The 13,009-nt window shown below is 40.9% G+C and carries 9 protein-coding genes; all 9 read right to left on the bottom strand.

All coding sequences use genetic code 11. The features are described 5' to 3' along the window. Positions 1-5: 5 nt before the first annotated feature. The gene (locus M472_RS32185) at positions 6-1,007 is read right to left on the bottom strand and encodes a DUF5017 domain-containing protein (RefSeq protein WP_158499896.1); all 1,002 of its coding nucleotides are present in this window, start codon (positions 1,005-1,007) and stop codon (positions 6-8) included. 13 nt (positions 1,008-1,020) lie between these two features. Continuing rightward, positions 1,021-1,956 (bottom strand): DUF5017 domain-containing protein, encoded by a 936-nt coding sequence (locus M472_RS32180; RefSeq protein WP_021070016.1) that lies wholly within the window; start codon positions 1,954-1,956, stop codon positions 1,021-1,023. A gap of 17 nt (positions 1,957-1,973) precedes the next feature. Beyond that, a complete protein-coding gene (locus tag M472_RS32175) occupies positions 1,974-3,596 on the bottom strand; it encodes a RagB/SusD family nutrient uptake outer membrane protein (protein ID WP_031301599.1) in 1,623 nt (540 codons plus the stop codon). 4 nt (positions 3,597-3,600) lie between these two features. Continuing rightward, the gene (locus M472_RS32170; protein WP_158499895.1) at positions 3,601-7,119 is read right to left on the bottom strand and encodes a TonB-dependent receptor; all 3,519 of its coding nucleotides are present in this window, start codon (positions 7,117-7,119) and stop codon (positions 3,601-3,603) included. 179 nt (positions 7,120-7,298) lie between these two features. Continuing rightward, the gene (locus tag M472_RS32165; RefSeq protein WP_021070013.1) at positions 7,299-8,444 is read right to left on the bottom strand and encodes a FecR family protein; all 1,146 of its coding nucleotides are present in this window, start codon (positions 8,442-8,444) and stop codon (positions 7,299-7,301) included. Positions 8,445-8,527: 83 nt separating this feature from the next. Beyond that, positions 8,528-9,088 carry an RNA polymerase sigma factor gene (locus M472_RS32160; RefSeq protein WP_021070012.1) on the bottom strand — a complete coding sequence of 187 codons (561 nt, stop codon included), beginning with the start codon at positions 9,086-9,088 and terminating at the stop codon, positions 8,528-8,530. Between the two features lie 101 nt (positions 9,089-9,189). Then, entirely contained in the window at positions 9,190-10,254 is a 1,065-nt protein-coding gene (locus tag M472_RS32155; RefSeq protein ID WP_200859612.1) for a dienelactone hydrolase family protein, read from the bottom strand. 55 nt (positions 10,255-10,309) lie between these two features. Next, entirely contained in the window at positions 10,310-11,692 is a 1,383-nt protein-coding gene (locus M472_RS32150) for a putative oxidoreductase C-terminal domain-containing protein (protein WP_158499894.1), read from the bottom strand. A 2-nt stretch (positions 11,693-11,694) separates the two neighbouring features. Next, a complete protein-coding gene (locus M472_RS32145) occupies positions 11,695-13,008 on the bottom strand; it encodes a sugar MFS transporter (protein ID WP_021070009.1) in 1,314 nt (437 codons plus the stop codon). Between the last annotated feature and the right edge of the window lies 1 nt (position 13,009).

Below are 13,009 nucleotides of genomic sequence, written 5' to 3'. Positions count from 1 at the left end.
ACATGTTATTCTGAAATAGTCAATTCAATATGTTTTGTCTTCTTTAGTTCACCTTCTTTGTAAACGAAGGTTACTTTGTAATTCCCCGGTTCGGCAAAGGCGTACTTGAATTCCTTCGGCATAGTAGCATTAACATCTTTTACCGTGGCTTTGGGAATGTCAAGACCGTGGTTTATTTCCTCTAAATTGATTGCAGGAGAAATGGCCCATAGTTCTGTTTCGACCTGTCGAAGCCCGACTGGCAATTTCAAGTTCATATGTCCTCCAGTGGCAGTGATTAAACTCGTTTTCAGATCGTCACTACTAAATTCATCTCCGTAAACTAAAGAAAAGCCAAGATAGTTGGTATGTAGAGATTTACTTTCAGACAGTAATGTAGTAGTCACATTTAGATTATATATATACCAGCTTCGAGCATATCCTGCCTCCGTTCCTCCTGAGCCATTTTTTTTGTTCCGATACCTGAAAGCCAAGTACAAAGGTTTATTTTCTTCGAAGACCTCCAAAAGATCAATGCTTCCGGATAGATAGTCTGTTTGATTCCAAAGATTATCATTTGGCGCAAGAGTGAACCAATCGTCAAAGTCTTCTTTTCCTTTCCAAGTAGCATTAACTACATCTGCATGAGTCCCTCCGCCATTGTAATCAGTCGACACAAACACGGATACTTGATCAGGCTGGCGTGGCGATGCCCCTAACTCTACATTCGTTCTAAAAGAAGCTACTAAAGATTGGCTCTTTGATATACGATCCTTATCGTGATATGCATATTCATGCAGAAATTCACCTGAATAAAAAGAGATTTCATCCACTTCTTTCCCTGTAAACTCAAACTTTACTTCGTCTCCTGCTTTATACGATCCGTCGACCAATGTCACATCAAAATCCGGAATAACCACTTCGGGTTCAGGTTCAGGAGTTGGTTCAGGTTCAGGAAGAGACGCTTTCTTTCCACAGGCCGCCAGAAAAAAGACCGCTGCCATCAGTAATAATATATTCTTTTTCATTTTCTTTTTAGGTTTAGTCATTAATGATCAATTCGATTTGCTTTATCTTTTCTTTCTCACCGTTTACAGTGGTATTGCCTCCTACAAAAGTGACTATGTATTTGCCAGGATCTGTATAGGTATGTTTAAACTCACTGGGCATAGGATCTCTGAACCCTTTAACAGGAACAGACCTGTCTGGACCGTGATCAATCTCCTCCAGATAAATCGGTGGGGAAACAGCCCAAACCTCTGCTTCTTCAACAGATCGTAGATCCGTAGGTAGCCGAAGTAGCATATAGGTCGTTATCTGACTGGTTTTTAAGGCCTCATTCACAAAATTATTGTCATAAACCAGTGAAAACACACCTACAGTATTAAACAAAGTGCTCGTACCTAGTAATGTACTTGCTGTTGCATTCATGTTATAGACATACCAATTCCGAGGAATCCCTGTACCTTTGGTATGCTTATAGCGAAATCCGATATAGAGAGGCTTATCCTTCTTGAATGCATCAATAAGGTCGATCTCGCCTGAATAATAATTATTAGATTGCCCCCAAGGGTTATCTTCTGGTGCCACCTTAAACCATGGTGAGAAATCATTTTCTCCTAGCCAGGTGGCCGATACCAAGTCTGAATAAGCTCCGCTACCATTATAGTCATTGGACACAAAAACAGCCAATTGATCGGGTTGAGTGTTGTATGTTACGTTTGTTCGGAATGATACTTTTACTGTTTCGGTTGTAGACATCCGACTCTCCTTACTATATTCGTAGGATTGCAACATTTCACCGGAAAAAAAAGACAACTGGTCGACTTCTCCCGAAAAATTGAATTTCACCTCTTCCCCTACTTTGTATTCTAAAGCTTCGACCTCGACATCAAAATGGGGAGTCTCTACCTCTTCCTTTCGGCATCCGAAAAAAAGAACGGCACTAACGATAAATAAAATATGATAATTTTTCATGTTATTGCATTTGTGTATTACCAACCGGGGTTTTGATCCAATTTCAAATTCACCCCTCTTTCATAAGAGGGTATCGGCCACAGGGCATCTCTTTTCGACACATTTTTAAAATATGTCAGTGCGTGCGACATACTAGACTGCAGACCAGACTGCTCGGCACGGTCAAGGGCATCTTCCATTTTGTCCCAAAAAATCCCCCATCGCACCAGATCACCTTTCCTCAGATATTCGAAAGACAATTCTCTCGATCGCTCGTTCTGCAGTTCTTTCAAGAACTTTTCCTGATCCAAACCTTGCAGATCGACACCCGGAGCAGTTTGGCCCATGGGAAGACCATATCCCCGTCTCCGGACACTGTTAATAGCTTGATAGCTATCTTGCGTAGGCCCCCCATTCACATGATTATCGGCCTCGGCAAACATCAGTAGTACATCTGCATAACGAAGAAGCGGAAAATTGATCGGCGTGTACTGATGGTCTCTTGGCAAAAGTACTTCGTATTCTCTTCTGTACTTTCCACAGTTACGCTCATAGATCTGTTCGATGGTCCTCGGTTTTTCTACGGCGGGAACTCCAGAGACTGAAAATGGAGCTATCGCCCAGTCCCTTCTTAGGTCCGGAGAAACCAGAGAGCCGGGATCTTCATATTTGTCCCACAATGTCCCAGAAGCATTCACCATGCCAAGAGAGTAGCCGTAGTTCGGATCCATTACGCGTTCTCCGTTGACAGTCATCCCTATATACCTAATCCCATTGTAGGCACCAATCTGCCCTCCTTCCCTATAGACATCCTGATGATTACCATAGAACTCCACTTCCCATATACTCTCTTTAATATCGTACTTATCTGCTGCATAATTGATGAAGACCTGTGAAAAATCCGGGTTCAGCTCGTGTGCTGCTTCTGCATCGTCTATTACCATCTTGGCCCATTTACGCGCTTCCGCATAACGGCTTTGGTCGTTTACGGGTTGACCGGCGATGAAAAGATTGACACGTGCCAATATACCTCGCACGGCAGATTTACTGACCCGTCCGCCATAGCCTATCTCTTTGATCGGCAAAACGAGACTCTCTGCTAGCTCCATATCGCTGACGATATTGGCATAAATAAGCTCGGGAGCGGTTCGGGGAATATGAACAACCTGTGTATTTTGCGTCACATAAGGTACTCCGCCGAAATTACTGACCAATAAAAAATAAAAGTAAGATCTAAGAAACAAAGCCTCTCCTTTTATCTGGTCTCTCACTCCTACCGAAATAGCGTCCGACCGATCGACATTTGCCAACAACGAGTTGGCACGATCTATACCTAGATAACAGGCTGTCCAAAAATTACCGATTTTTGTGTCGGCGGCTGCGACATCATATATTTCTACACCAGATAGCGTATTGACCACATTATAGAAGCCATCATCGGCATCCAATCCCATACGCAGCATATCCCGCCCATAAAGCCTATAATCTCCTAATACAGAGTAGACAGCATTCAGCGCCGCATGCAGTTGTCGGTCATTTTCATAATATTCTTCCGAAGTCAGAAAATCCTCCGATTTTATATCCAAAAATTTATTGCACGAACTGAATAAACTGAGGCCAAAGGTGACAATAATGATTATTTGTAAACTTATCTTTTTCATCAGGTTATAAATTAGCTTTAATACCAAATACAATTGTTCTTCCTCTCGGATATGCCGACCAGTCAAAACCGGGTGTGAGCACATGGTTGCGTACAGAGACCTCGGGATCCATACCCGAATAGTTGGTCCAAGTGATCAGGTTCTGAGCAGTCGCATTGACACTGAGATTCTTTACTTTAAATTTATTTGTAAATTCTTTAGGGAACAGGTAACTAAGAGATACTGTCTTGAGCCTAAGGTAAGATGCATCCTCAACTTGCTTGGAAGAGTATCTGCCTAATGGACCCTGTCCGCCTGCTCTAAAATGTTCGTTGCTGGCATTTTCAAATGTCCAACGATCGACATAGCTGGCAAATTGGTTTCGCGCATTTACCGGTCTTCCTCCCTCAAAATAAATGCGGTTGGCATTATATACTTCGTTGCCATAAGACCACTGGAAAAAAATGTTCAGTTCAAAATTTTTATAATTAAAATTATTAGCAAAACCTCCGACATGAACGGGCATTGGATTCCCTATGATCGTCTCGTCATATTGATTGATGGTACCATCGCTGTTGATATCCTTGTACTTGATGTCACCTGGTTGGACCTTGTCCCTTGAAGAGCTTCCGTTATCCGGCAAATGGGTTTTCAGTAGGTATGCCCTAGACGCGTGCGGAATAGAAGGATCACTGCCTCCCTGCCAGGTAAAATCATCTACCTGATAGACACCGTCAAACAGATAGCCGATAAACATAGAGGCCGGCTGTCCTACCTGTGCCGAGTACAGATAGGAATTGTTATGAATAGCATCCCATGATACGCGTGAAAACATCCGGCTTTCGTCATCTGTCAGTGCTGTAATCTTGTTGCGGTTGAAGCTGATATTGAAATCACTTCGCCACTTGAAATTGGTTTTCTTGATGTTGGTGATGCCGAGTGTGATCTCCAATCCATCGTTGCGTAGAGAACCTATATTTTTATAAGCTTTGGTAAACCCCGTATGAGATGGTGTATTTGCATTCAACAATAAGTCTTCCGTACTTTTCCTATACACATCCGCTACCAGTTCCACCCGTTTATCAAACAAAGACAGATCTATACCAATATCCATCTGTCTGGTGGTTTCCCACTTCAGATCGTCGTTTCCGCGGCTCCCCGGATAGTAGCCAAGTGCAGGGTTGGCATTGTTGAACGAATATGCCTGCGCTATATCGGTAGCAATAACAGTTGGCTTGTAGGCAAAATCAGTTACCCGATTATTACCCGTAAGACCGTAACTTGTCCGTAGTTTCGCTTCAGATATCCACCAAATGTCCTTCAAAAAGTTTTCATCACTAGCTCTCCAGGCGAGAGCTGCTGACGGAAAGTATGCCCATCGATTCTTAGTAGGGAATTTAGACGATCCATCAGCCCGAAATGTAGCAGTAAAAAGATATTTCGACTTGAATCCATAGTTTGCCCTACCATAATACGAATTCAATCTATTTTTGCTAAATACCATGGTCGTGGTTGCTGGTAAGCCATCATCCATACCACTAAAACCCAAAGACGCTTCTTCTATATAGTTGGTCGAAAACCCGTATCGCTTTGTTGATGTCTGGTGAAAGTCAATCCCCGCCATGACACTTACGTTGTGCAGCCGATCAAATCGCTTTCGGTATGTCAGAAATGTTGAAGATTTCCATGTAATAAGATTTGTATATCCCAGTGTGCCTTGCGTACCCCGGTTGTTGGGGTTTCGTGGCGTACCCCTATTTGTCATCGAATTAAAAAAGCCCCTATCTTCGACCTCATACGACGTATAACCAGCATTTGTACGCAGTGTCAGTGCGTTATTTATACGATAGTCCACATAGCCGTTTCCGGTTAGGTTCTTTTTAGATTGTCGGCTATATTCGTTCTGTAGGTTCAAGACCGGATTGATCAAAAAACTAGTTGCATCGCTCTCTGGGTCTATTTCACCGGTCAGCAGTACTTCGTCAATACCAAACTCGTTTTCTCTTCCCGATACAGGACGGTATCCCCAGACGGAATACATGAGATAGCTGTATCCATGGGTCTCTTCTCCAGATATGACTCTTCCGAAAGAAGGATTACTGGAATAATTGACAACAGCACCCGTTTTCAATTTTTTATTGATCGTCTGATCCAAGGATAGTCGTGCCGTCACACGACTGGTACCGCTATTGATAATGACACCTTGCTGATTAAAGATCGAACTAGAGAGTGAGTAACGCGTTTGTGGTGTTCCGCCCCGCAAGGACAATTGATGTATGTTTGTTTTGCCACTGCGGAAAGCCTGATCCTGCCAATTGATGCCTTGCATATTACGGTAGTCTTCCAATGTCCGTCCATCGGCTTTGTAAAACGGGCTTGTCTCGGGAAGATCTTTCGGCGTGTAAAGACTATATGTCTGCTCATTGTGGTTGGTGAGTTCCCTCTGATATTTCACAAACTCGTAGGGACTCATGAGTGACATCTGACGAATCGTCTGTTGAAACCCCAATGAACCGCTATAGGCAATCTCGGGTTGTGCCACTTTGCCTTTCTTTGTTTCGATCACCACCACACCATTTGCACCTCGCGCACCATATATTGCCGTAGCTGACGCATCCTTAAGCACATTTATGGATTCGATGTCGTCCATATTCAGACTGCCCGCATCAAAGTCTTCTATAGGAAAATCATCCACGACATACAGCGGAGCGGTACTTTGCGTCAATGAACCGGCTCCTCGTATGACAATGTTAATTCCTTCGGACCCCGGCTGTCCGTCTGCAGAAGACACTTGAACTCCAGCTACTCTTCCTGCCAATGCTTGATCAAAGGACATAACCGGAGCTTTTTCAAGCTCTGACATATTCACCGAGCCCACCGAGCCCGTTAGATCTCTGCGCTTTACCTCGCCGTAGCCGATGACTACCACGTCTTCTATATTTTGGCGCATCAGTTTCATAGCTACATTTAGTATCCTCGTATTCGTATTTACAATGTATTCTTGGCTCAGGTGCCCTAGTATCCTAAATTCTAAAATATCGCCTGCTTGCGGTACGTTAATATTATAGTAACCTTCTGAGTTGGATACCGTAGTTACATTTTTACCTTTTACCCGAACATTGACCGCTTCTAGTGGGCTACCAAGTGAATCCGTTACTCTTCCTGTTACCGAAATAGCTTCTTGAATGACCTTAGCCTCAATTACGGTTTTCTTTCTCCTAATTAAGACGGTTTTCTTATCTATTTCAAAATCGATAGGCTGAGATCTCAGAATACTCTCTAAAGCTTGTCTCAGCGGTTGATCCACAAGCTCAATGTCAATAGTAGTCGTTCCCTTTAAATCAGCAGAAACATACAAGAAATCGTAGTTTGTCTGTTTGTGAATTTCTCGAAAGACTGCTTTCAAGTCCACATTTTTCACCTTCAGATTAACCTTTTGTCCGTTAACTATACTAGCACTTAAATTACAAGTTGTGAACAGCACGATAGAGATAATAATTTTTATCATAAATAGGAAATACTTCATCCGTGCATAGTACTTCATGACACACGGATTTAACATCTTTTTTTGGTACATTTGATTAGTTAGGTTATAAAAAGATTATTAAATAGATGACTTTCATTTAACCGACATTGCTATGGTATTCAGAGCAGGGATTCCAGAAGTGGTACGAACACTTCTGGTTTTCTCATTTAAAAGCATTGCCGTACAGATAATTTAGATTATATCATAACGGTTATCCTCCTTCCTTCTTTTTTAAATGACAGCACCTTAAGCTTCTCCAAGTAATGCAACAACTCTTCAATATCACGCTTCTTGGAAAATGCCCCCCCGATACGCTTGCCAACTATTTCCTTTCTATCGACGTAAATATCGACGTCATACCAACGCGCTATATCTCTAAATACAGTTTCTATTTCCTGATCATCAAACACAAAGTATCCACTTTTCCACCCCAAGACTGCATCAATATCCGCCTCGCGTTTAGTAAGCTTTGTATCAGGGGTACTGATAGATTGTTGTCCTGGTGATAATTTAAATCGTTCACTTCCTTTTGACACATGCACCTCACCCTCTACTAGAGTAGTAACGATACGCCTGTCTTCTTTATATGCAGATAAATTGAAACTAGTGCCAGTAACGAGAGTTTCGGTATCTCCCGCTCTAACGACAAAAGGTTGCTTTACATTCTTGGAAACCTCAAAATAAGCTTCTCCTTCCAAGTGCACCATACGTGTATTGGTTGTAAACAGGATTGGGTATTTTAATTTGGATGCAGCATTTAACCAGACCTTGGTGCCATCTGGCAGTGTTATTTTATAATTTCCTCCTATTGGTACAGCAACTTCATTGGTATCCACCTTTGCCAACGAGCTGTTACTGTTACGTTTATAAACAAGCTGCCCATCGTTAAGTTTATTGACCTGTACTACACTGTTGTCTAGCAATAAGCCACTATCTGATGCATCAAGATCAATAACCGATCCATCTCCCATCGTCAATGTGGCTGAATACAAGCCAGGTTGGACCACTTTGCTTATTCCTACCGCTACTTCTAGTTGACCATATTTAGGCTCATATGAACGAATCGACCAAATTGCAAAAAAAACTAACAGGACTGCAGCAGCAAAGCCTCCCCCCCACCTGAGTAATACCAAGCGATTTTTTTTAACAGGGACGCTTATCTGCCTCTCCAATTGCTTCTTGATTCTAGCTTTGGCGAGCAAAGCTTGTTCTTCGCTCGACCATATGAAGGACTGGGAACCAATTTGCTTATCAATCCAACCCTCTACCATACGCTTTTCTTGAGGGCTACATTGTTCCTTCACGTATCTTTCCAATAACGATTTTGCTTCTTCTATTGTCACTTTAGTTTTTAGGTTTTCTTATATAGAGCCTAAAAAGAAGAAGAGGTATTAGATAAAAGTGAAAAAAAAATAGAATTACTTTTCTAGGAAATAAAAATCAATAAGATATAACGGATATTGGAACGGATCCGCTTTAGGGAATTATTAATCTGCTTCTTGACCGTATGTTCTGAAATATTTAAAGACTTGGCGATTTCCTTATTAGAAAGACCATTCTCTCTACTTAGCACAAATATTTCTCTCATCTTTTCGGGCAGGCGGTCAATATGTTTATCAATCAATGTTGCCAATTCCCTAGCTTCGTACTCTTTCTCTATAGAAGGATAATGAGCGTCTATATAATCCACAAACGAATGTAGTCCATCATTCATTCGCTTACTGTTTAAAATACTTCTCAGCGCCTGATTTTTTGTTATTGTAATGAGGTACGCACTGAGATTCTTAACATCAAGCAGACTTTCCTTAATCCTCCATAGCTTCGCAAAAACCTCCTGAATCACATCTTCAGCTTCATCCTGATCTTTTACTATATGGACAGCATAAATAAATAAGCGTTCCCAATGCCTGTCGTACAGCATTAGGAACGCTTTTTCATCTCCTTCAGAAAGGCGAATCAGTAAAACTTGATCTTCATGATCTTTCATAAAGAGGCTTTAGAAACCGGTTTAAAAAACAACTTTAGTATATTACAATACTAGATTTATTATAACAAATATACCATCTCTAGTGCATGACTGAAACAATACTATTTTAAAAAATATTCAAAAAATGTATATATCGCTTCCGTCGCATCTTCAGTCAGGGAATGTGTAGGTCTATTCGTCATAGCCACTCTTTCCTTTTGCCCCAAGAGTTTATTCACTTCGACACTATGATTCAACGCTCTCCATTGTGTGACCGGATCTTCCGCCCCTCCCGAAACCAAAAAGGGTCTTGGAGCCATCAAAGCATGTAGTTCATGTAGGTTTCTATCATCCTTTCTCAACTGATTATACACACCATACGCTGGATTCTGATCGGTAATCAAACCTCTCTTACGCCAAGGTTTACGATGAAAACCAAGATACCACGGCTCCCAATAATTAATAGATTCTCTCCCCTCCTGCATCACGATTCCTGGATCAGACCAGGCAGCAGCAGCAAAATTATCGGTAAGACAGGATCCAAACATAGCCCATTTACCACCAAAAGAATGCCCCACAATACCGATTCGTTTTTTGTCTACGTTCTTACAGTTAGCGAGAACATAATAGGCATTATTTGCTGCATAAGCAAGCATCGATAGCGGTTGAACAGACACCGAATCAATAGAAGGATAGTAAAGTGAAAATTCATTGCGTTCCGAAGCCTCCTTCGTACCAATAGCCAAAGTGACAAACCCTCTATTTGCCAGTTGTTTTGCAAAATCTCGCCACGGTCGCCATGGCCTACTTTTGCTTCCTATCCCTATAGAGCTTTCTGCATCGTAAAATACACTGATTACCGCAGGCATCTTACCTACTTTATTTTTAGGAACTAGTAAATATCCTTTCGTCCATTCATTTGGAGTCCATTTAAAGCGCACACTATATTGCGTATACGTGTCTTCATACACCGTATCGATATACTCAAATTTTTGTTCAGTATAAAGATCGGGCCAGGCTCCCAAATAACCTTCCCAGTCCCGCTTTATTTCCGCTTTACGTTCTTTCCACTCTTTTGCAGATTTCACTTGTTTACCATTGCTGAATAATAGTGGAGAACGAAAACTTCCAAAATCATTACGCAACGAATCCGGAGGATAGAAATAAGGGCTTATCTTCTCGTGCAAACGATTTTTTTGTCCTAATAAAATTTGGCAAAATAAAAATGAAAGGATAAAAAAACTAATTTTCTTCATATTCAATACTCTTCGCCTTCGCCAAAGCTTGGGTCGTTAAATAATACTTAGCTAACATAAAAGATTTTTCCCATTCGGGTAAAGCCTTAGCTTTTCGATAAGCTACAAATTGCTCCAAAACCTTAGCAAAATGATCCTCATGACTTAGATATAGTTTTTGAGGTATAATAACTTTATAAGCCCCCTTGCTCTTAATAATATCTAATCCTGGTAAGTCTTTTATCCCTTGAAGCGCTTGTCTCAAATCCGCCTCAAATTTTCCGTTATCTTCTTTTGGTATTATAAATACAGATATTACTTCTGCTTCGTCTGGCTTTATCTCTAAACGGAGTCTTTTGGCATTAAAAACCGCAGAAAACTGATCACCTCTTTTGTCTAGAGATTCCACATTCCATTGAACAGCAATAGAGATTGGAACACCTTTAAAATTAAAAGCCATTTTTCCATTACTGTATACATCAAGATCTCCTTCGTTTGTTTGAGACTGCTTTAACATACCAGGGTACTGTTTCATACCAGTGGATTTTTCAAAGTCATTTTTAGTCACCTTTGTACACCATCTAAATGCACTGTCCAATATTAAATCTTTATTTATATCTATTGTTTGTTCCGAAGAAAGCATCCAATAGACTAAATCAATATAGTGAGTAGTCACATCAACCAATCCCTCTCCCTGCTGTAATGTATTGTAAAACATAGCTGGACGTATCAATGGTTTCCCAGAAACCTCCTTTATAAAATGATGGGTACTATTAAATTTAACAGCATGTTCGCCTCCATCTTTATCAATTCCCCCCGAAAACCCGATATCATTCAATAATGTCTTAGCAATAATATTCTTCACATCATAGCGCTCAGTCATAATGTCAAATATTAATGGAGACTGAGGCGAAGAAGTATTGAAAAATTCAGCAAGCCTACTATAACCGTCAATATTTATCACCAATGGTTTATCTGCAAAAACATCTTTACCATTCTTTACTGAGTGAGATATAAACTCTATCTTCTCTTTATTGTCACCTGCCAATACCACAACATTTCCAACATTGCTCTTAAAAGCCTTGTCTAGAAAGTCATTCCCATAATAGGGAATGACTTTCCAATCTGTAGGACTTTCCGATCTTGAGTTATACTGCTGTATAAGGTTTTGATAAGCTTCTGCACTGGTGATCGTATCTGCAAAAAGATGTACCTCTGAATTTATTTCCGAGTTTTTATACTTCTGCACAAGCGCGGCATGGAAGTGTTCTGGTTGTACTACTACCAAATTAATACGATCGTCATCCCCATTGGAAGACTGATTCTGAACACAGCCTGTTCCCAATAGGCACAAAGCACTCCATAAATAAATTTTCCTATCTAATCTCATTTTTACCATTTACGAATTTTATGGCCTTTGACCGCATAAAAAATCAAATACAGATAACACGGAACCAATACCCAATAGGCCGTTCTCAAATCAAATACATCAGCATAGTGACCATATATCATTGGCATGATTGCATTACCACACAACCCCATAATCAACAAAGCGCCTCCTTGCTTCGTAAACCTTCCAAGATCACTCAACGCTAATGGCCATATACCTGCCCAAACCAGCGAATTCGCGAAGCCTAACAAAACGATAAACCATATTGAAACATCCGCTTTATGTCCTAACAATGTAATATCTCCATTAAGATAGATTATCCCAAGAGACAGAATCAATCCTAGAATCGTACACACTCTCAGAGCAGTAACTTGACTCATTACTTTGGGGATCAAAACGATTCCGCAAAGATACCCCACTATAGTCAGGAACAAGGTGTAAGAAGGAAAAACCTTAGCCTCTAAGAGATCAATATCCATTGATCCCGCATAGCCTATAATAGTATCTATTGAAATAATCTGCGTACCTACATGTAGGAAAATAGCAATCGCTCCTAAGATCAGATGTGGAAACTGAAAGATACTGTTTTTTGACGAATTGGCTGCCGCCACATCCGCATCCTCATGTTCAGTATCAATCTCCGGTAGTGGGGAAAAACGAACCAGTAACCCCAACCCTACCAGAATGAAGCCCAGAACCGTATAAGGCGCTATCACGCGTCGGATAAAAACGTCAAGTTCTTGCGAGCGCTGTGCTACATCCATCATTTCAAGGTTCTTGAACAAATCAGAATCAGTAGCACGCAAAACCACTGTAGCAAAGATTAAAGGAGCCAAGATCCCGGCAGCCTTATTACATATCCCCATGATAGAGATGCGCTGTGCAGCGCGCTCTTTAGGCCCCAATATAGTTACATAAGGATTGGCAGCAGTCTGCAAAATCGCTAACCCAGCACCCAACGAAAATAAGCCTACTAAAAACACTTCATAAGTACGTGTCAAGGCAGCAGGAATAAACATAAATGCGCCAAATGCCATAATAAAAAAGCCAATCATAATACCATTCTTAAACCCTTTATTTTTAAGAAGATAAGAAGAAGGCATGGATATGACCAAATAGGAAATATAAAATGCAAATGTGACGAGATAGGACTGAAAATTGGTCAGTTCGCAAGCTATTTTAAAGTAAGGTATCAGTATGGCATTAACCCAACTGACAAAACCAAACATAAAAAACAGGACACCTATAATTCCTATAGATACGATAGTCTCTCTTTTCGTCAGACTAGCTGCAGTTTTAACATTACTAACTCCCATA

Source organism: Sphingobacterium paucimobilis HER1398, from assembly GCF_000416985.1.
In the GTDB taxonomy this organism is placed as follows: Bacteria; Bacteroidota; Bacteroidia; order Sphingobacteriales; family Sphingobacteriaceae; genus Sphingobacterium; species Sphingobacterium paucimobilis.
Note: the sequence above shows the minus strand (reverse complement) of the source record. Positions and strands in the feature narration are given on the sequence as shown.